The sequence below is a fragment of the Lentimonas sp. CC4 genome (assembly GCF_902728235.1).
Lineage (GTDB): Bacteria > Verrucomicrobiota > Verrucomicrobiia > Opitutales > Coraliomargaritaceae > Lentimonas.
Genome location: NZ_CACVBO010000001.1, coordinates 2,185,940 through 2,205,731, shown reverse-complemented (window position 1 = coordinate 2,205,731; position 19,792 = coordinate 2,185,940). Strand labels below are relative to the sequence as shown.

Below are 19,792 nucleotides of genomic sequence, written 5' to 3'. Positions count from 1 at the left end.
AGAATGAATCATTTTGGAAACGATCCAACCCCCGAGGCAGGCGCCTCAAAGAACAGTTTACACCCTCCCCGATGTCTGCCACGGAATGAGTGTATGCAGACAGCAGGACTCAAAATCATTTTCGAAGACATCGACGGTTGCCTCAATCCAGCGGACGGCGAGCACTTCAGCGTGATTGAAGGCGAGGCGCCATCTACGAATCAGGTGAACATGCTGGATGCGATCAATCAAGCAGTCGAAGCCTCCCCTATCGAGCATTTCATCATCAATAGCGGTCGACCACTGGCGATGGTGCGCTCAATCCTCACACATCTGCCAACAGCCAAAGCACGCTACGTTCTACTCGAGCATGCCTGCGTTCTCTTTGACCGGCAGACAGACTCGTATCTCGACTGTGCACAGCTTGCCGCGAAATGCGGATTGAGTGACCTAGCCAAACGCTACGCACGCGTCGAAAACATCCATCGGCTCTACCAATGGTATCGCACCGAAGGCCAAGCCACACTAGAAGCACACTATCAATGCCCGCTCCCTGCCCTCGACAAAGTTGGCAACCTATCCTTCTACATTCCTGAGCAGATCGACCCGGACGAACTCCTAAAACGGATCGAATCGCTCGCGCGTGCTCAACTGGCACCCGAACATCAGGAGCATTTACAATTCCTCCGATCAGACCGCTATATCGACATTCTGCCCGGCATCCACAAATTGGACGGCATCCATTTGCTCACCGCGCATCTAAAAATGGATCTCGACCACGCGCTCGCCGTCGGCGATTTCCTCAACGACCTACCTGTCTTCGAAGAGTTCCACCGCGTGCTATGCCCGTCGAATGCGCATCCAACCATCAAAGCACTGACGCAGACAAAAGGCAGTAATGGCATCGTCTCCGACAAAGCCTACGGCCTCGCCGTGCTCGACTTCCTTGAACAGTTGTAAACTGAAGGGGATTCGAAAGTAGGTGGCTTGCTTTAACTGGCCACCCGATTGGCCAAAGCAGCTTCAATCTCCCAACGGCCAAGCACCTAAAGGAACGCGTCTACGCTATACTCACGCGCATCAAGTATTATGATTTGTGAAATCGAAGAATCTGGCGTAGGGGTGCTGCTTGCCGTTTCGACAGGCTCAAGGCCCAGAGCTTGTCGAAGGGCGGCACCCGCGAAGGCAGCTAAAGTTTTACAACTTCCTATGCGTGTGGCCTTTGCGCGGTCTTCGCAAGCAAAGCCCCTACAGCAAGATAGCGAAATAGCATGAATACTTTTCACAAATCATGATGCGCGTGAGTATAACGCCTGATGCACGGCAGTATGTCTCGACGACGACCGCGGAATCGCAGATACATTAAACCCCACCTCTCCGAAGAAAGGTGGGGAGTCTGTTTTATACCTTATAAGTTACCCCTAACTTAACATATGAAAAAGTCATGTTTTACATGACGCTTATGTAGTCCGCTGCGCGGAACATAAGTTCCGTAAATTTTGATTTTTATTTCAAGACGATGAAACCTCACCCTGATTGCTCACATACAGCGTGCTGTAGAGCATCTCCCCACAGAAAGTTTGTCGAGCCACTGGCTTGAAACCCGCTCCTTCAACAATCGCCTCGGTCGGTGGGACGCAGCGTGCGGGGATCGCCGCGACACAGCGAAAGAAGGCATAGAGCACCGCGAGCCAGACCTTCGCGCGGACGCGTCGCCATCCACTCGCAGGAATCTGAAAATCAGACAGTAGCCATTGCGCCACTGGAGCGCTGGCACGCTCAATCACCGGCACGAGCTGTCGAACCGTCGTCTCGTTGAAATTATCGAAGAAGAACAGCGTGACAATCAAATCATAATGCGCTTCGGGCAGTAGTTCGGTCGTCATATCAGCCTGCCTGAATTCGATCCGACCGGTATTCACGCCTGCGGCCTGTAGCCTGGAGCGCGCGACTTGCAACATCGTAGCGCTCTCATCCACCACTGTGATTTGAGTCTCAGGAAAACGCTGCGCAAATGGCAACAGAAAGGAACCGTTCCCTTCGCCGATCAACAACGCATGCTGGATCGGCGCGCCCTTAGCCAGTCGATTCAAATGTGCGAGCCGCGCATCCAGCAAAGCACGGCCAATCGTAACCTTTTCGATTAGTTTATAAAACCGTGCAATGCGTGAGTAGGACATGAACCTAAAAAAAGTAGTTAGAAGGTAGTAGTCAGGAGTTAGTCTCAGATCATCAGTTATTTACAATATAATAGAGGTTCATCTTCCGAGCGTAGCGACACTTTATTATGCCCCCATTTGGCGAGTCCCCTGCATTCCGTAAGGCTCTGCCACAGAAATGCTAACTTGCTTCGCCATCCACGGACTTCGGCGAGCTCAGTCGTGCCGCAGACCTCCGTCCACCTTCTGACCTCTAACTAATCTTTTTAGGATGAATCAAAAACAAATCAGCCAATGCTCTAGCGAACATTGGCTGATGAAAAGTGGTATGCACAGAAACCAACTTCTAGCTCCTGACTGCTTCGTCCTTACTTGATATTCGCGTGGAAGTTATTCCCCGCAGTCGTCGCTTTCACGTAGTCCTTGCGGATCACAAAATCGCCGAAGCGTTCGCCTTCGTTGCGCTCTTTCGCATAAGCGAGAAGAATCGGCCGGAGCTCTTCGATGATTTGCTCGTGAGTGATCGAGGTGCGGTAGAGCTTGTTCAGGCGTTCGCCGTCAAAGCCAGCACCGAGATACAAGTTATACTTGCCGGGAACCTTACCGACTAGGCCGATTTCACCGAGATACGGACGGCCGCACCCATTCGGGCAACCAGTCGAGCGGATCACAATTTCGTCTTCGCGCAGGCCAGCTTCTTCAAGAATCACTTCGAGATCAGTGACCAAAGTCGGCAGGTAACGCTCGGACTCAGCAAGTGCGAGTCCACACGTTGGTAGCGATACACAAGCGATTTGGCTGCGGCGCATACCAGAAGCGGTTTTATAAGCATCGAGACCGTATTGCTCAACCATCGCATCGATTTTGCCCTTATCCGCAGCATCGACGTTGCCGATCAACATGTTCTGATTACCAGTCAGACGGAAGTCGCCCGTATGCACCTTCGCGATTTCAAGCATACCTGTCTTAAGTGGGCTGCCTTCAGTATCGACGATACGGCCACCTTCGATGAAGAGGCCGAGGTTCCACTTGCCATTCGTGCCTTCACACCAGCCGTAGCGGTCGCCCGTGCTGGTAAATTTGTAGTCGCGTGCATCTTCGAGTTTGTAGCCGAGACGGTTTTCGAGTTCGTTGCGAATCCAATCCACACCGAGACGCTCCACTGTGTATTTGAAACGTGCGTTGGTGCGTTCCTCGCGCTTGCCGTTGTCACGCTGAATCGTGACGATCTTCTCTGCCACTGCGACTGCTTGCTCAGGCGTGCAAAATGCCATGACGTCTGCAAGACGCGGGAAAGTCTTCTCGTTGCCATGCGTCATGCCCATACCACCACCGACGGTCACATTAAAGCCCGCCAGCTTGCCGTCCTCAATAATGGCGATGAAGCCGAGGCAGTTTGCGAAAATATCGACGTCGTTATAAGGCGGAATCGCGACTGCGATCTTAAACTTACGTGGCAAATAAGTCTTACCGTAAAGCGGCTCCACATCGGTGCCACCACAATCCAGAGAGCGCTCATCAGCCTGAGGCACAGTCAATTTCAATGGCTTGCCATCCAACCACATCTCGGAAAACGCCGGCGTTTGCGGTTTCAGGTGCGCATCGATTTCGTCCGTAATCTGTTGCACTTGAGCGTGCAGTTCAGTCTCAAACGGATTAGGATTGCACATCACATTGCGGTTCACGTCACCACAAGCGGCAAGCGTTGTCATCGCCACGTCATTACAGCGACTGATCACATCCTTGAGGTTCCCCTTCAAGATACCGTGCAACTGAAAGGCCTGACGCGTGGTCAGTTTCAACGTGTTGAACGCGCAATAGTTAGCGAGCTCATCCATCACGATCCACTGCTCTGGTGTGCAAATACCACCGGGCAGGCAAATACGTGCCAAAAACGAGTATGCCTTGTCCAACTTGTGCTTGCGACGCGCACTGCGCACATCGCGGTCATCCTGCTGGTAAAGACCATGAAATTTCGTCAACTGCTGGTCATCAGCAGCGATCGAACCAGTGGAGACATCGGCCAATCCCTCAAGGATAGTGCCGCGTAGATAGTTGCTGCTATCCTTGATGCCTTCGTTCTTGTGCAGTTTCTGTGGTGTTTGACTGTCGGAAATCATAATCGTGTGGGGACTAAATGCGTTCAACGAAGCCTTGTAAATCTTGAAGATTACTGGATTCGCAGATAAATCTTGCACTCAACCTACCTCCTTTCTTTAGTTTGTCACTCATAAACCTAAGAAAAGAACAAAAAGCCGAATTCATGCTAGCATTTCCGCCATGCAGTGCTTTCATCATCACACTTTCAAACCGCTACCAATCATGAGCAACTCAAACGCTTTCCTACCAAACACAGCACCATTTACACCGGATCAGGTGCAATGGCTCAACGGATTCCTACCGAATCTCCAACCCGATCAATTGATCTGGATGGAAGGCTACATCAGCGGCCTGCGCGCTGGTCAAGGTGGTGCCACAGTCGCCGCACCTGCTGCTCCAGCAGCGGCTCCAACATTGACCGTATTGTTCGGCTCCGAGTCTGGAAATGCAGAAAGCCTCGCCGACCAAACCGTGAAAGCCGCCACAAAGCTGGGCTTCAAAGCGAAGGCAGTGAGCATGGGCGACATCAAGCCGGCCAAGCTCAAAGGCACCGACAACCTACTCGTGCTCGTCAGCACATGGGGCGAAGGCGATGCTCCTGAAAATGCCGTCGATTTCGTCGAAGCATTCCTAGGCGATAAAGCACCGAAGCTCGAAGGCACACGCTTCTCCGTGCTCGGTCTTGGCGACACAAGCTACGAACATTTCTGCAAGATGGGCATCGATATCGACGCCCGCCTTGAAGCACTCGGCGCACAACGCGTATACGACCGCAAAGACTGCGACGTTGACTTCGACGACGACTACGCCGCATGGAGCACTGGCGCCCTCGGCGCTCTCAAAGCATTGGCGGCACCCGCAGCAGCGACTTCCGCAGCAGCAGCAGCTCCGGCAACCACCGCGACTGTTAAATACTCGCGCAAGAACCCATTCCCATCCGAGCTCACCGAACGCGTCATGCTCAACGGCGAAGGCTCTGCCAAGGAAACCGTCCACCTCGAATTCAACCTCGAAGGCTCTGGGCTCACCTATGAAGCTGGCGACGCGCTGGCAGTCATCCCACACAACGCCCAAGAGGTCGTCGATGCGATCCTCGAAGCAACCAAGCTCGACGGTAGCAGCACGGTCACACTCAAAGACGGCGAATGCACACTCAGCGATGCGCTCACACGCAAGCTCGACGCGACTGCAATTTCACTGCCAGTGCTCAAGCGCTACAACGAGTTTGCACAAGATGCCAAGCTCGCTGCCCTAATCGAAGACAAAGAAGCACTCAAGGATTACAGCTGGGGGCGCGAAATCATCGACGTGCTCGTCGACTTCCCGGCGAAGAGCATCACAGCCGATCAACTCGCTGGCACCATGCGCAAACTACCACCTCGCCTCTACTCGATCGCATCGAGCCCGAAGGCACACCCAGGTGAAGTGCACCTCACTGTCGGCGTCGTTCGCTACGAAACCAACGATCGCTCACGCAATGGCGTCTGCTCCTCTTTCCTCGCAGATCGCATCGAAGAAGGTAGCACGGTCGACATCTTCGTCACACCGAACAAACATTTCAAAGTCCCAGCCAACCCAGACGCACCACTCATCATGGTCGGCCCTGGCACTGGTATCGCACCCTTCCGCGCCTTCATCGAAGAGCGCAAGGAAACAGATGCCAAAGGCAAGAACTGGCTCATCTTTGGTGACCAGCACTACCTCACCGACTTCCTTTATCAGACCGAGTGGCAAGACTACTTGGCAGATGGCGTGTTGACGAAGCTCGACGTCGCCTTCTCCCGCGACCAAAAGGAAAAAGTTTACGTCCAAGACCGCATGCGTGAAAACGCGAAGGAGCTCTACGCATGGCTCGAAGAAGGCGCGTCCTTCTGTGTCTGTGGCGATGCCACTCGCATGGCACACGACGTCGACCAAGCGCTCCACGATGTGATCGCCCAAGAAGGCGGCCTCAGCGAAGAAGCCGCGGCCGACTACGTCAAACAACTCAAAGCCGACAAGCGCTACCTGCGCGACGTATATTAGAAAAGAAGTTAGAAGACAGAATTCAGGAGTTAGTCTCAAAGCAGGCTTCTAACTTCTAACTTCTAACTTCTAACTCCTAACTTCTGATCAATGTCCACCCATGCACCAGTCGACGTATTATGCGTAGGCTATGCATGTGTGGACATTAATTTTAATGCGCCACACCATCCGTCTGCGGACGAGAAACTACGCGCTACGCAGATGCACACCTGTGGCGGTGGCCCTGCTGCCAATGCAGCTGTCGCCATCGCGCGACTCGGCGGCACAGCTCGCTTCAGCGGCTACTTAGGCAACGACGCATTCGGCGACGCACACCTGCGTGAATTTGCGACCGACAATGTCCTCGCCGATGTCCTTCATCGTGGCGACACGCCGACACCCGTCGCAGCCGTCACCATCAAGCCCAACGGTCAGCGATCCATTATCGATTATCGAGCACCCTCTGCCCTCGCAGCCGATGATACCATCAGCTTGCACAAGCACCCCGCGAAGGTGCTGCTAATCGACGGCCATCAACCGTTGCTCTCACTCGCACTGGTCGAAGAAGCACGCACACTCGGTATTCCCACCGTGCTCGACGCCGGCTCCGTCAGCGACGGCACCATGCTGCTCTTCAACAAGGTCGACTACCTGATCACTTCCGAGAAATTCGCCAAACACTACAGCGGCGAAGACGATCCGCGCACCGCGCTCGCCGCACTCGATGGCACTGCCCCCTTCATCGCCTGCACTTGGGGTGCCGATGGCGTGTATTGGCAAGACGAATACGGCCAACACCACACGCCCGCCTTTGATATTGAGCCCGTCGATACCACCGGAGCTGGAGACGCCTTTCACGGCGCGTTCGCCCTCGGCCTAGCCGAAGGATTATCGCCCAAGCAAAACATGCGCCGCGCCAGCGCCACTGGCGCCCTCACCTGCCTCAAAGCCGGAGCGCGCAGCGCTCTGCCAACACGCCAAGCCGTCGAGGCACTGAGCCAGTAGATTCATCTATCTCGCAAACCGAGAAATCGAAAACTCTCGCTCGTTACGATCCACAAAAACGATCACAACACTCTGACCTTCAACCCTGTAGTAAACATAAACTGGCTTGATGACTAATCTTCGATAAGGAGTGCCATTCAGCTCTCTTGGAGCCGTTCCAATGTCTGGATTCTCTTGCAGTAAATCGACCTTATCAAAAACTTTTCGAACGAAGCGACATGCCGCGTCGATACTCATCGAGCGCAATGTAATCAGCAATTTCGTCTAAAGATTGTAATGCGGTTTCAGTCCAAATTACTTCAGCCATCGCGACATTTTCTGTTTTGCTTCTGAATGACTCAGAACCCTGCCCTCTGAAAACGCTTTTTCGCCACGAGCAAGTCCCTCTAGCAGCTTCATTCTTTTTTCTTTAGCTTCAAACGTTTCAACATCGACTAGATACGCCGCAGGTTTGCCATGCTCAGTGATCAAAATTGGATCTCTTTCCGTCCTGAGGTCTTCGATAATACGAGTCGCTTGCCTTTTTAAAGTTGTGACCAATTCCGTTTTCATAAGTGACACTATAGTGATACTTTAATAACTGACAACTTAATATTCCGAATCGTGAAGGGCTCGCAGCTAGATCGCCAACCCCGCGATGCAAGACCTGCTAGGCAACACTCCGGCCCTTCAAGTCATTCAATAAGTATTCAGGGTGCAGTTGGGCGATCTGAAGTAGGCGCGCAGACGATCCGGACGGGTGACGTTCATCCTGCTCCCATTTACGCACAGTATTGACACTGACGTTTAAAATCTTGGCAAAAAGGCCCTGACTCAGTTGCAAGGATTCACGCAATTTGCGGACATCAGCTGCCGTATAGGCTGGCGGTTCGTCCGGCACAGTAATCACGGTCTTGCGCAGCGTCTGTTTGCCTTCGAGGTGCGCAATTACCTCGTTCACGTCTCCAACGAGTTGGTTAAAATCTGTATCATTCATGGTCTTTTGTCTCCTGTAATTTAGCCTTAATCACGGTGCTTAATTCCTTCAATTGCTTGGTTTGTTTAGCGGTCAATGCTTCCTGCACATTTTTCGCATACAGCGAGACGAGATAAACCACCCCATCGTCACTGAGATAATAGTAAATCACTCTGGCACCACCACTTTTACCCCGCCCCTGCAAACGCATTCTTATTTTACGGAAGCCACCTGTCCCCCGCAGTAGATTGCCTTTTTCGGGATTCCGAGTGAGTTCCTCTTTGAGTTCCAGGCATTGAGCCTGTGCCCTGAGTTTGCTGACACCTTCAGTAAACGAAGTGGTTTCATAAAATGTGACCTCCATCAATACGTGCTACAATGGGTTACACTTATAGCGATGGCAAATATTATTTTCACAAGCCGACAAACTCGAATCCAGGTCATCGCCAACCTTCTAAAAAAACCTGATTCAAGGTTCGACGTTCGGCGTTCAATGTTGGACGTTTTCTCCCATGTCTAAGACGCTCTATCTTCTCGATGGTATGGCCCTCGCCTACCGCGCACACTTTGCCCTGATCCGCAGCCCGATTTATACCTCCAAAGGCTTCAATTCTTCGGCGATCTTTGGGTTCACCGGCACACTGATTGAGCTGGTCACCAAAAAGCAACCAAGTCACCTCGCCGTCGTCTTTGACACCTCTGCGCCCACGGCTCGCCACATTCTGCACCCCGAATACAAGGCACAGCGCGAGGCGATGCCAGAAGACCTCGCCGCCGCCATGCCGCACCTTAGTCGCGTCGCCGAAGCGTTCGGCATTCCCGTGCTCAAAATGGATGGCTACGAGGCCGACGACATCATCGGCACCCTCGCCCACCGCGCCGAGGCCGACGGGTTTGACGAAGTCTATATGGTCACGCCCGATAAGGACTTTGGCCAACTCGTTACTGAGAAGATCAAAATGTATCGCCCTTCACGCCAAGGTGACGGCGCTGAAATCCTTGGCATAGATGAGATCCTCGCGAAATGGGACATCGAACGCGTCGATCAAGTCATCGACATGCTCGGCCTCTGCGGCGACGTGTCCGACAACATCCCCGGCATTCCTGGCATCGGCCCGAAGACCGCCGCTAAACTCCTGAAAGCCTACGACAATGTCGACAACATCATCGACAACGTCGACAAGCTCAAGGGCAAGCAGCAAGAGCGCGTGCGCGATAACGCCGAACAAGCCCGTCTCTCGAAAACTTTAGCCACCATTCAACTCGATGTGCCGATCGATGCCGAGTGGGACAGTCTCCGTCTCGACGCACCGAGCAAAGACAAACTCGTGCCACTCTTCGCCGAGTTCGAATTCCGCACCCTCGGCAAACGTATCTTCGGCAACGATTTCAAATTCCAAGAAGCGGCGTCCGACCTCGTCCTGATGAGCGAAGACGACGAAAAGACAAAAGCCACCAAAACCAGTGGAGCCTCCGCACCTGAATCAGGTCAACTCGATTTCTTAACCGACATCGCACTCAAAACCTTCGCCGACACCAAGACCGACTACCGCATCGCCGACTCCGCCACGACACTCGCCGAGCTCGTCGCCGAACTGCGTGCCGCTGGTAGCTTCGCCTTCGACACAGAAACCACTGGACTGAACCCGCGTAGCGTCGACCTTGTCGGCATCTCTTTTAGCACGAAGCCGCACAGCGGTTGGTTTGTGCCGATTTCAGTATTCAGTGCTGATGCCTTTGAGGCACTGCGCCCAGTCTTCGCAGATGCATCGCTCAATAAGATCGGTCACAATCTAAAGTTCGACCTCTCGATCCTCGCCGAACAAGGCATCGCCGTCGCAGGTCAATGCTACGACACCATGCTGGCGCACGCATTGATCGACCCCGAGCAGCGTCACAACCTAGATACGCTCTCGGAAGACTTCCTGAAATACACCACGATTCGTTTTAACGAACTCGTCCCAGACGCCAAGAAAGGCGCGCCGATCGACTACTCCGGCGTCGATCCACAAGCCCTCGCCGACTACGCAATCGAAGATGCAGATGTCACCCTACAACTCTGGGAATTGTTTAAAGCCAAACTCGAAGAGAGCGGCCAAGCCAAAGTCTTTTACGAAATCGAAACGCCCCTGCTCCCGGTGCTGGTCGCAATGGAGCGCGAAGGCATCTTGATGGACAAAGCAACACTCGCCGAAACGGGCAAATCGCTGGAAGGCCACATCGCCGAACTGCACGAGTCCATCAGCACCGCCGCAGGTCGAGAGTTCAACCTCAATTCGCCTAAGCAACTGGGCGAAGTCTTATTCGACGACCTCAAGCTCGTTGAAAAGCCGAAGAAAACCAAAACCGGCCAATACGCGACCAATGAGCAAGTGCTCTCCTCGCTCGCGCCGAAGCATCCGATTGTCGCCAATATTCTCGAATACCGCCAGCTCACCAAGCTCAAGAGCACCTATATCGACGCATTGCCGAATTCCATCGATGCCAAATCTGGCCGCGTGCACACGAACTACGGACAAGTGCAAACAGCAACTGGCCGTCTCTCGTCCAACGACCCGAATTTGCAAAACATTCCCGTGCGCAGCGCCCAAGGTCGTGAAATCCGCAAGGCCTTCATCGCGCGCCCCGGTTGGAAGCTGATGTCGGCCGACTACTCGCAAATTGAGTTACGCATCCTCGCCGCACTCACCGAAGACGAAGGCCTGCTCACCGCCTTCCGCGAAGGCCGCGACATTCACGCCGCCACCGCAGCCAAGATTTTTGACGTCGAACTCGACGCCGTCACCCGCGAACAACGCAGCACCGCGAAGATGGTCAACTTCGGCATCCCTTACGGCATTTCCGCGTTTGGTCTAGCGCAACGCCTCGGCACCGTCTCACGCACCGAAGCTCAAGCAATCATCAATAACTATTTCGAGCAATTCCCAGGCATTCCCGGCTACATGACGCGCATTCAGGAAAGCGCCAAAGAGAAAGGCTACGTCGAAACCATCACCGGACGCCGTCGCAGCTTAAAGGACATCAATTCCAGAAACGGCACCATCCGCGCGGCCGCCGAGCGCAATGCGATCAACACTCCGATTCAAGGCACCGCCGCGGACATGATCAAAATCGCGATGGTCAACGTGCAGAACGCATTGACCAAACAGAAGCTCAACACCCGCATGCTCCTTCAAGTGCACGATGAATTGATCTTCGACCTCGATCCAAGCGAAGAGACCGCGGTGCGTTCATTGATCACCGAAGGCATGAAAAACGCCCTCGATTTGAAATGCCCGATCGAGATCGACATCGGCCTAGGCGACAACTGGCTGGAAGCGCACTAATCGCAACTCGCGAGATATCATATTAATCTGCAAATCAAACTGATAGTATATTAGACATGTGGCTATCGCGTGTCAGGCCCTTTGAGTGCAGGCATGCATGCAACTCAGCAGATTCACTTGACTGCTCAGCGCTTCTGATAAACCTCTCCACTCTTGAACACGACGACACAGCGAACAGTGCGCATCGCGCTACTACTATGGATGCTAGGCCAATGCGGCCTATTCCTGCTGTGTATTCAATTGACGGCATGGACGCAGATGACGAATCAACTGTCTCGCTACATGCCAGCAAACGAGGCCTTCGAGTTGATTCTAGAAGGACAAGAAATCTGCGGAATGTGCGACTTCGTGCAAAAGCAGACTTCGCTCAAAAAGCAGTCCGTTCAGTTTGCCAGTTCACTTAAGCTGACATTGCTGACTCCCACAGGAATCACTCACAATTTAGCGTTACACAACGCACCACAGGAAAGTAAATGGCAACGCACCGAGTCGAAACTCATCGGTTGCCAACGAGCTAAACTAGACCCGCCGCCTCCCAAAGCCGCACACGTCTAAACCAACTCCATCGTGATTCAGGCATTCCTGCCTGTCCCACATCCAAAGCGCACCCGCATCGTAACACGGCATTGAGCCTGTTCATATCCAAGGCACGCGCGCACCCGACCACGCCCATCGGCGATGGCTCACATACTTTTCTACCGAATGACTAAACGACACACCCTTACCTTTGCACTCCTCTGTGCAACACTTTCAGCAACTGCCACATCGACCAACGACGTCCAAGAACTACCGACCCTTACGGTCGAAGAAACCAACGCACCACTGCTCGATGCAACCGCACTCGACGCCGAGGCTCTCGCGCAAGACACCGCCGGCGGCACGTCTGTCATCGATCTCGACTCCGAATTCATCGGCGGCGTGAACACCACGGCCGACATATTCCGATTCGACCCAGGCGTCTATGCGCAAGCCGGATCAGTCATTCAAGACGCCAGACTCTCCGTGCGCGGCAGTGGCGCGACGCGGCGTTACGGCAACCGCGGGCTCAGCTTGCTCATCGACGGCGTGCCTGCCAACAGTATCGACGGCTCATTCTACACCCGTGCCTATAGCCCGATGAACACCAGCTACGTGCAAGTCTTCCGCGGCGGCAACGGCCTCGCATATGGTGGCAACCAAATTGGCGGCGTCATTAATTTCGTGCAAAAAACCGGTATCTCGAACCCCGGCGGCGAAGCACAATTCGAATACGGCAGCTTCGAGACGACACGCAGCTACGTCGGCTATGGCATCCAAGAAGGCCAAAGTGACGCCTACGTCAGCGCCAGTTGGAACGAGTCCGACGGCTACCGCAGCCACCAAAGCTGGCGCGATTTCAACACCACTGCCAATTACGGCCACCGCTGGAGCGACACCGCAATCACCCGCGCTTATATTTTGTATAGCGACTCCGATGCCGACCTCGCATCCGGACTTAGTAAATACGACGCCATTCACGATCCGAAGGAGTCAAAGAACACGGGCGCGGAAGACCGCGATCTCTCCACCTTCCGCTTGTCTCAGAAGACAGCACTCGATTTGGATCACACACAACTCGAGCTCTTCAACTACTACCAGATCCTTGACCTCGATCACCTGACACGTAGCACTCGCCCAGCGAACCTCATCGACTACGACACCAAGGAATACGGACTTGGTTGGCGCAGCACATCAGACTTCAACGTCGCTAACATCGACCAAACCCTACGCAGCTCCCTACTCTACAGCTGGGGCGACAATGACATCGGCGGCTATCGAAGCGTTTACGGCTTCGGCCCCCCACGCTCACTCGACAACGACTACACCGACGGTGCTGAAAACTTCCAACTCTACCTTGAAAACGAGAGCCACTTAACCGACGCGCTCTCACTGATCTATGGTATCGGCTGGCAACACGCACAGCGCGATCGGCACCTCAACAGCGGGCAGCAAAACGACCCTGGCAGCACCATCAGCAAGTTCGATGAGAGCTACGACGGTTACACACCGCGCTTCGCGGTCATCTACTCACTCACCAACGAGTGGACAGCCTTTGCCAACTACAGCCAGTCCTTCGAGGCACCGACCTTTGGAGAGTCTTCCGGAGCACTCGATGCGCAAACCGCACACACCTACGAAATCGGCACCCGTGTCAATCGCCCACGCTACAGCGGCGAACTCACCTTCTACTACTCTAAGATCGAGGACGACTTCATCGACGCTGAATCAAGCGGTGGTGGCTATATCGCCGAGAACCATGACACGCTACGCCAAGGCATCGAAACCGCATGGACTGTCAACCTCTGGCCGGATCTCTCCGAGACAGCACCTGTGAATCTATTCCTTGATGCTAGCTATCAATGGAACGACTTCTCCTTCGATGGTGGCGAATATAATGACAATCAAATCCCAGGCATTGCTGAGCACGTCATCACCACCCGCCTACGCATCGAAGAGCCAACAGGCCTATGGCGTATCGCCCTGACCGTCGAGCGCCTCGCCAGCGGCCTAGAAGTGAATAACACTAACGATCTCGAAAGCACCGAACCCTTCACTCTCGTTAACCTTTCGGGCGACTACAAAATCAACGAGCAGCTCTCACTTTACGGCGGCGTGGACAACCTATTTGACGAGCGCACCATCAACACTGTGACCATTAATCCGTTTAACGCGTCCAGCGCCTACAGCCCCGGCAACGGCATCAGCGCCTATATGGGAGTGCGCATGCAGTTCTAATAGTTGTATCCATTTTATAAATACATATAATGAAAACAGCTTTCTACAAATCACACCGCTGGTTCGCACGCATCCTAGCGCTACCAGTCATCCTATGGGCGCTCAGCGGCATCCTGCACCCGTTCATGGCCAACTGGTCCAAACCGGAAATCGCCCATCGCTTCTTACGCCCGCAACCGATCCCTGCTGCGGTATTAAAAGTCGACATCGAGGACGTGCTCAAGCGGCACGCCATCGACCGCGTCGACAACCTGCACATGAAGCAAATCGACGGGCAGTGGTATTATCAGATCGTCCACAGCGACGGCACGAATGACTACTACTCGATACGCACCGGCGAGGCCGCACCCGAGGCAGAAGACGCACTCGTGCAACAACTCGCACTCGGCTACACGGGTTACAGCGCCGAACAGATAACAGAGATCGAACGCATCACCGAGTTCCGCACCAGCTACCGCTTCATCAACCGACTGCTACCCGCCTACCGCGTGCGCTTCGATACCGACAACTCATTCGAAGTCTACGTCGACCCAGTTACAGGTAAGCTAGCCACCTACTCCAACGCCACCACACGCATACAGAAAGCACTCTTCGCACATCTGCACACCTGGTATTTCCTCGGCAACGAATCCAGTCCGCTACGCGTCACACTCGTCTGTATCTTCATCGCCCTCGCACTTTGGGTTGGCGCCAGCGGCGTATATATCTGGGCGTTTCTACCGTCCACCTTTCGCAATGGCTCAAAACGAAAGATGCGTAAGGATCGGTATTTCCATAGACTGATCGGCATCGTTACTGCGCTTTTTTATATCATGACTGCGCTGTCTGGACTCACGCACGTGCTCAAGAAATACACCTTCGATTGGGGCTTCATGGAAGCGCATCACCCAGTCGTTGAAACCACCGAGTTCCAGCACTCCCTGACTGACAGTATCGCACAGATCAAACAACCCGTGCATGATGTCGCGCTAGCGCGTATTGACGGCAAAGCCTATTACCGCCTCAGCTTGATGAGCCGCGAAACACCCGACCGGTCGATTTATGCTAACTGCGATGACGGCACCATCCTTGAAGACGGCGATGCACGCTATGCGTCTGAACTCGCGATCCATTTCAGCGAAAGCCCTGCCGCTAAAGCCACACAGACCAAACTCACTACAAGCTTCACCAACCAATACGGCTTCATCTATAAGCGATTACCCGTGCAGGTCGTGAAACTCACAAACAGTCCCTACCTGAGTATCGCCGTCGATACGCCTTACGCACACTTAAGTAAGCGCACCAAACCAAGCGACATCGCGGAAGCCTTGATCTTCATCAATCTACACAAGTTTCATTTCGTCGATCCGATCAGCAAGGAAGTGCGCGACTGGCTCACCGTCATTGTATGTGTGCTGATACTACTGACCAGTGCGCTCGGCGTCTCACTATGGTTGCGTAAACGTAAGAAGTGACACAGACATTGCTACGCCATCTCCGGCAGACCTACGTCCTGTCTGTTCTTACACATGAATGACAGACAGCGATGTCTGTATCACTCACTCTGCAACTGCATCCACCTCTGCGATCCACTTTGCACGCGTAGCATCATCGACCAACGCGACCTCAAATCCGTTCTTCGCGAGCTGCGCGAGTTCGGCATGGCTAAACTGTAAGCCCGCACTCAGTGCCGCATATTCGTCTTCGACATTGTTGCCAAATGAGAATGGATCATCCGTGCTAATGGTGCAACGCAAGCCACGATCGACCAACTGACGGATCGGATGCTCCTCGAGCCCTTTCACCACGTTGAGCTTCACATTACTAATCGGACATACGTCAAAGGTCGTGCCTGTCTCGATCGCCAGATCCACCACTGAGGGATCTTCGATCGCACGCACGCCATGCTGGATACGACGCACGCCTAGCACTTCAATCGCTTCACGCACATTCGCCGCTGGCCCAAACTCACCAGCATGTGCTTTAATCTCCAAGCCTGCGTCCTGAGCCTTCGCCCATAATTTCGGCGTCCAATCTTCTAACGGCAAATACTCAACGCCATGCAGGTCAATGCCCGCAAGGCCATCCCAATGCACGCACTCCTCTAATACGGGAGCCAGCACATCATTATACGAATTACGCGCCATTCCCATGAAGACCCGAACTTCCATCCCCGCAGGCGCGGCACTACGAATCGCTGCCAGAATTTCTGGCCCAGGAATATCAATGAATTGAATCATCCCGGCGTGAAACGACGTCTCGACATAGCGCACATTCCGCGCAAGTTGGCCTTCGAAGATGACCTTCGCCGCCTCGTGATAACGCTCCGGCGTGGTAAACCACTGCATCGCATGCTCGATCAGATGGTGCTCAAAATCCTCAAAACACTTCCACTTAAAATCCTGTGCCCAGCAAGCTTGTGGCTCTTTGAATTGCTCAGGGTCTAAAGTCTGTAATAGCTGATACGGCAACGCACCTTCAATGTGTAGATGCGTCTCTGTCTTTGGCAGACGGTGAATGAAACCAGCAGTTTTAGGAGTAATTGGAGGATGCACTGGATAATTAGGAATTTAGAATTAGGAATGAGGAGATCCGCTGGAGAGGGTGTAAACGCTCAACTCTCAGCCAGCAGATACTCTGGGTTGAGCTTTTTGAGGTCGTCTCGAATGAACAAGCCGTCCTTACGAATCAACTCGCCATCAAACCAAATCTCACCACCGCCATACTCTGGGCGTTGGATCTGCACCATATCCCAGTGCACTTGCGAGCGATTACCATTGTCCGCCTCTTCGTAGGCCTGACCTGGTGTAAAGTGGAACGAGCCCGCGATTTTCTCATCAAAGAGAATGTCACGCATCGGCTCTAGAATGTGCGGATTGAAGCCAATCGCAAACTCGCCAATATAACGTGCACCCGCATCCGAATCGAGGATCTGATTCAAGCGCTCCGTATTCGAACCGTCTGCATGCACGATCTTACCCTTTTCAAATTTCAAATGTATCCGATCAAAGGATACACCCTGATAAATCGTCGGCGCATTGTAAGTAATCTCACCTTCGACGGAATCCTTCACTGGGCATGAGAACACCTCGCCATCAGGAATATTATGGCGACCACCACAAGCGACAGCACCAATCCCTTTAATTGAAAAGCGCAGATCTGTATCCGGCCCCTTCAGATGCACTTGGTCGGTATTGGCCATGAGTGTCTCTAGCGCCTGCATTCCCTCCACCATGCGTGAGTAATCCTGCGTGCACACGCGGAAGAAGAAATCCTCAAAGCTTTCCGAGCTCATCATCGCCTGTTGCGCCATTGCAGGTGTCGGCCAACGGAGGATCACCCACTTTGTCTTGTTCACACGGTAGTCGAGCGTCGCCTTCATCGCCTTCATGACGCGAGAGACCTTCGCGGGATCGACATCCGACATCTCAAAAATATTATCCGAACCGCGCACAGCGATATAGGCATCCATCTTCTGCATTCGTGCCAACTCCCAGACCGCCTGCGTTTCAAACTGCTCTGGGTCGATTTCATTCACCAGTTCGCGGCTGATACGCGCATTCTGCAGATTCACAAACGGAATTGCTCCGAGTTCACGCGCCGCGCGCACCAACGCGACTACCATCGCCTGCGGGATATCAAATGCATCGATCAAGACGCGCTCGCCTTTTTGCAAATTCGTCGAGAATCCGGTCAACACTTTAGCCAATTTTGAATAATTCGGTTCCATGCGAAAAATCCGCACTATTTCCGACCGAAGGTCAACCACCACGGGTCACATTTCACGATGAATTACACATCCCCCCGAAGAATTCGTGATTCGAACCTTCGACTAGACCCCAAATCGATAAAATCGGAGGTGACGCTCCACTTTATCGACCTTTAGGTAGTTTTATTGCTTAACATACAATTTAACAGTTGAAGACATTAGCAACGCTGCTATTAAAAGGTTATGTCATTCAAGAAATTTATACTAGATCTGCGCAATCGTAAGAAGGCCGCCGAAAAAGGAGGTGGCACCAAAGCCCAAGCAAAACAGAAGGCCATGGGTAAACTCTCCGCTCGGGAGCGTATTGTTGCGATTCTCGACGACGATTCCTTTCGTGAATACGACATGTTTGTGGAGCACGTGGCACGCGATTTCGACATGGAGAAGAAGAAGCTCCAAGGGGACGGCGTGATTATTGGAACTGGAACGATCGACGGAGCGCCCGTTTGTATCTACGCACAAGACTTTACTGTTGCTGGGGGATCGCTCGGCTTGATGCACTCGCGTAAGATTTGTAAAATCATGGATCACGCGCTTAAGATCCGCGTGCCGATCATTGGGATCAATGACTCTGGCGGTGCACGTATCCAAGAAGGCGTAAACTCTCTAGCTGGTTATGGAGAGATCTTCTACCGCAATACCATGGCATCCGGCGTCATCCCGCAAATATCCGTGATCCTCGGGCCTTGCGCCGGCGGTGCGGTGTATTCGCCAGCGCTTACTGATTTCGTATTCGTGGTCGAAAACATCTCCAAGATGTTCATCACTGGGCCAAGCGTGATCAAAACCGTGTTGGGCGAAGATTACACGATGGAAGAGATTGGCGGAGCAAAAGTGCACGCACAAACCACAGGGAATGCCCACTTCTATGCGAATAACGAGCTAGAATGCTTTGAACAGATAAAGAAACTAGTCTCTCTGCTTCCTCGTAACAACCAGAAGGGATCGCCCAATATCGCACCGCACGAGCCCAAGCGCTCGAAGGACATTGAAGAGATCGTGCCCAGCAACCCGAAGCTGCCTTATGACATCCGCGATGTCATCAGTGCGGTCGTCGACAGCTCCGATTTCTTCGAAGTCATGGAACACTTTGCACCTAACATCGTAATCGGCTTTGGTCGCATGAAAGGTGAAACCGTAGGAATCGTAGCGAATCAACCCAAAGTGCTCGCAGGGGTGCTCGATTGTGACAGCTCCGACAAAGCAGCCCGTTTCATTCGCTACTGTGATAGCTTCGGCATTCCACTCCTTGTGTTCGAAGATATGCCAGGCTACTTACCCGGCATTGACCAAGAGCATATGGGCGTCATTCGCCATGGGGCCAAGGTGCTTTACGCATTCTCCGAAGCCTCTGTGCCAAAGATTACCGTCATCATCCGCAAGGCGTATGGTGGTGGTTACATCGCGATGAATTCACGCCACATGCGTGCCGACTTCGTCTTCGCATGGCCAACGGCAGAAATCGCAGTCATGGGGCCAGAAGGCGCCGCTAACATTGTGTTCCGTCGCGAAATTGAAGAAGCAGCCGACCCAGAAGCGATGCGTGCGGAAAAAATCGCTGAATATCGCGAAAAATTTGCGAATCCCTATGTCGCGGCTTCTAAGGGCTATGTCGATGAAGTCATTGAACCCACGGAAACGCGCGACCGCTTGATCCATGCACTTGAGGTCTCACGCGACAAGCAGGTGTATTGGCCAGAGAAGAAGCACGGCGTGCCACCGTTTTAAACGTCACACCAGACTTCAATCCGCAATTAAACAG

The 19,792-nt window shown here is 53.3% G+C and carries 16 protein-coding genes; 8 read left to right on the top strand and 8 right to left on the bottom strand.

Annotation, left to right across the window (positions count from 1 at the left end; translation table 11 throughout):
* Window positions 1–93 precede the first annotated feature (93 nt).
* Window positions 94–939: an HAD hydrolase family protein gene (locus GZZ87_RS09690; protein WP_162026830.1), complete on the top strand. Its 846-nt coding sequence runs from the start codon at window positions 94–96 to the stop codon at window positions 937–939.
* Between the two features lie 551 nt (window positions 940–1,490).
* Here the strand turns inward: GZZ87_RS09690 and GZZ87_RS09685 are convergent.
* Both GZZ87_RS09685 and GZZ87_RS09680 read right to left on the bottom strand, forming a co-directional pair.
* Window positions 1,491–2,159, bottom strand: coding sequence for a class I SAM-dependent methyltransferase (locus tag GZZ87_RS09685; protein WP_162026831.1), 669 nt, complete (start codon window positions 2,157–2,159; stop codon window positions 1,491–1,493).
* A 347-nt stretch (window positions 2,160–2,506) separates the two neighbouring features.
* Window positions 2,507–4,258 carry an NADPH-dependent assimilatory sulfite reductase hemoprotein subunit gene (locus GZZ87_RS09680; protein ID WP_162026832.1) on the bottom strand — a complete coding sequence of 584 codons (1,752 nt, stop codon included), beginning with the start codon at window positions 4,256–4,258 and terminating at the stop codon, window positions 2,507–2,509.
* A 202-nt stretch (window positions 4,259–4,460) separates the two neighbouring features.
* On the opposite strand from GZZ87_RS09680, the gene GZZ87_RS09675 reads away from it, so the two are divergent.
* Together GZZ87_RS09675 and GZZ87_RS09670 are read left to right on the top strand one after the other, a co-directional pair.
* Window positions 4,461–6,263, top strand: coding sequence for an assimilatory sulfite reductase (NADPH) flavoprotein subunit (locus GZZ87_RS09675; protein WP_162026833.1), 1,803 nt, complete (start codon window positions 4,461–4,463; stop codon window positions 6,261–6,263).
* A 90-nt stretch (window positions 6,264–6,353) separates the two neighbouring features.
* Entirely contained in the window at window positions 6,354–7,247 is an 894-nt protein-coding gene (locus GZZ87_RS09670) for a PfkB family carbohydrate kinase (protein WP_162026834.1), read from the top strand.
* Window positions 7,248–7,253: 6 nt separating this feature from the next.
* Here the strand turns inward: GZZ87_RS09670 and GZZ87_RS09665 are convergent, their stop codons facing one another.
* The 4 genes from GZZ87_RS09665 to GZZ87_RS09650 all read right to left on the bottom strand — a co-directional run bounded on the left by GZZ87_RS09665 (window position 7,254) and on the right by GZZ87_RS09650 (window position 8,566).
* Window positions 7,254–7,484 carry a type II toxin-antitoxin system RelE/ParE family toxin gene (locus tag GZZ87_RS09665; RefSeq protein WP_244648021.1) on the bottom strand — a complete coding sequence of 77 codons (231 nt, stop codon included), beginning with the start codon at window positions 7,482–7,484 and terminating at the stop codon, window positions 7,254–7,256.
* A 57-nt stretch (window positions 7,485–7,541) separates the two neighbouring features.
* On the bottom strand, window positions 7,542–7,799 hold the full coding sequence (locus tag GZZ87_RS09660) for a type II toxin-antitoxin system Phd/YefM family antitoxin (RefSeq protein WP_162026835.1): 258 nt from the start codon (window positions 7,797–7,799) through the stop codon (window positions 7,542–7,544).
* Between the two features lie 97 nt (window positions 7,800–7,896).
* Window positions 7,897–8,223, bottom strand: a complete 327-nt coding sequence (locus GZZ87_RS09655) for a helix-turn-helix domain-containing protein (protein ID WP_162026836.1) — start codon at window positions 8,221–8,223, stop codon at window positions 7,897–7,899.
* The gene (locus tag GZZ87_RS09650; RefSeq protein WP_162026837.1) at window positions 8,216–8,566 is read right to left on the bottom strand and encodes a type II toxin-antitoxin system RelE/ParE family toxin; all 351 of its coding nucleotides are present in this window, start codon (window positions 8,564–8,566) and stop codon (window positions 8,216–8,218) included. The genes GZZ87_RS09655 and GZZ87_RS09650 overlap by 8 nt, the downstream gene beginning before the upstream one ends.
* 148 nt (window positions 8,567–8,714) lie before the next feature.
* Here GZZ87_RS09650 and polA point away from each other — a divergent pair, with 148 nt between their 5' ends.
* The 4 genes from polA to GZZ87_RS09630 all read left to right on the top strand — a co-directional run bounded on the left by polA (window position 8,715) and on the right by GZZ87_RS09630 (window position 15,736).
* Entirely contained in the window at window positions 8,715–11,528 is a 2,814-nt protein-coding gene (gene polA, locus GZZ87_RS09645; RefSeq protein WP_162026838.1) for a DNA polymerase I, read from the top strand.
* Window positions 11,529–11,681: 153 nt separating this feature from the next.
* A complete protein-coding gene (locus GZZ87_RS09640) occupies window positions 11,682–12,083 on the top strand; it encodes a hypothetical protein (RefSeq protein ID WP_162026839.1) in 402 nt (133 codons plus the stop codon).
* Between the two features lie 147 nt (window positions 12,084–12,230).
* A complete protein-coding gene (locus GZZ87_RS09635; RefSeq protein ID WP_162026840.1) occupies window positions 12,231–14,282 on the top strand; it encodes a TonB-dependent receptor in 2,052 nt (683 codons plus the stop codon).
* Window positions 14,283–14,311: 29 nt separating this feature from the next.
* On the top strand, window positions 14,312–15,736 hold the full coding sequence (locus tag GZZ87_RS09630) for a PepSY-associated TM helix domain-containing protein (RefSeq protein ID WP_162026841.1): 1,425 nt from the start codon (window positions 14,312–14,314) through the stop codon (window positions 15,734–15,736).
* Window positions 15,737–15,820: 84 nt separating this feature from the next.
* Here the strand turns inward: GZZ87_RS09630 and GZZ87_RS09625 are convergent, their stop codons facing one another.
* Both GZZ87_RS09625 and GZZ87_RS09620 read right to left on the bottom strand, forming a co-directional pair.
* The gene (locus tag GZZ87_RS09625) at window positions 15,821–16,816 is read right to left on the bottom strand and encodes an adenosine deaminase family protein (protein ID WP_162026842.1); all 996 of its coding nucleotides are present in this window, start codon (window positions 16,814–16,816) and stop codon (window positions 15,821–15,823) included.
* Window positions 16,817–16,875: 59 nt separating this feature from the next.
* Entirely contained in the window at window positions 16,876–17,991 is a 1,116-nt protein-coding gene (locus GZZ87_RS09620; protein ID WP_162026843.1) for an aminopeptidase, read from the bottom strand.
* 222 nt (window positions 17,992–18,213) lie between these two features.
* Between GZZ87_RS09620 and GZZ87_RS09615 the strand changes: the two genes are divergently transcribed.
* Complete coding sequence (locus GZZ87_RS09615) at window positions 18,214–19,758, top strand: acyl-CoA carboxylase subunit beta (protein WP_162026844.1); 1,545 nt, start codon at window positions 18,214–18,216, stop codon at window positions 19,756–19,758.
* Window positions 19,759–19,792: the final 34 nt, after the last annotated feature.

Excerpts from the sequence above, each read along its gene's own strand:
- GZZ87_RS09650 (WP_162026837.1), bottom strand. The coding sequence starts at position 8,566 with ATGGAGGTCACATTTTATGAAACCACTTCGTTTACTGAAGGTGTCAGC.
- GZZ87_RS09620 (WP_162026843.1), bottom strand. The coding sequence starts at position 17,991 with ATGGAACCGAATTATTCAAAATTGGCTAAAGTGTTGACCGGATTCTCG.
- GZZ87_RS09685 (WP_162026831.1), bottom strand. The coding sequence starts at position 2,159 with ATGTCCTACTCACGCATTGCACGGTTTTATAAACTAATCGAAAAGGTT.
- GZZ87_RS09670 (WP_162026834.1), top strand. The coding sequence starts at position 6,354 with ATGTCCACCCATGCACCAGTCGACGTATTATGCGTAGGCTATGCATGT.
- GZZ87_RS09630 (WP_162026841.1), top strand. The coding sequence starts at position 14,312 with ATGAAAACAGCTTTCTACAAATCACACCGCTGGTTCGCACGCATCCTA.
- GZZ87_RS09690 (WP_162026830.1), top strand. The coding sequence starts at position 94 with ATGCAGACAGCAGGACTCAAAATCATTTTCGAAGACATCGACGGTTGC.
- GZZ87_RS09680 (WP_162026832.1), bottom strand. The coding sequence starts at position 4,258 with ATGATTTCCGACAGTCAAACACCACAGAAACTGCACAAGAACGAAGGC.
- GZZ87_RS09635 (WP_162026840.1), top strand. The coding sequence starts at position 12,231 with ATGACTAAACGACACACCCTTACCTTTGCACTCCTCTGTGCAACACTT.
- polA (WP_162026838.1), top strand. The coding sequence starts at position 8,715 with ATGTCTAAGACGCTCTATCTTCTCGATGGTATGGCCCTCGCCTACCGC.
- GZZ87_RS09675 (WP_162026833.1), top strand. The coding sequence starts at position 4,461 with ATGAGCAACTCAAACGCTTTCCTACCAAACACAGCACCATTTACACCG.
- GZZ87_RS09615 (WP_162026844.1), top strand. The coding sequence starts at position 18,214 with ATGTCATTCAAGAAATTTATACTAGATCTGCGCAATCGTAAGAAGGCC.
- GZZ87_RS09665 (WP_244648021.1), bottom strand. The coding sequence starts at position 7,484 with ATGAGTATCGACGCGGCATGTCGCTTCGTTCGAAAAGTTTTTGATAAG.
- GZZ87_RS09655 (WP_162026836.1), bottom strand. The coding sequence starts at position 8,223 with ATGAATGATACAGATTTTAACCAACTCGTTGGAGACGTGAACGAGGTA.
- GZZ87_RS09660 (WP_162026835.1), bottom strand. The coding sequence starts at position 7,799 with ATGAAAACGGAATTGGTCACAACTTTAAAAAGGCAAGCGACTCGTATT.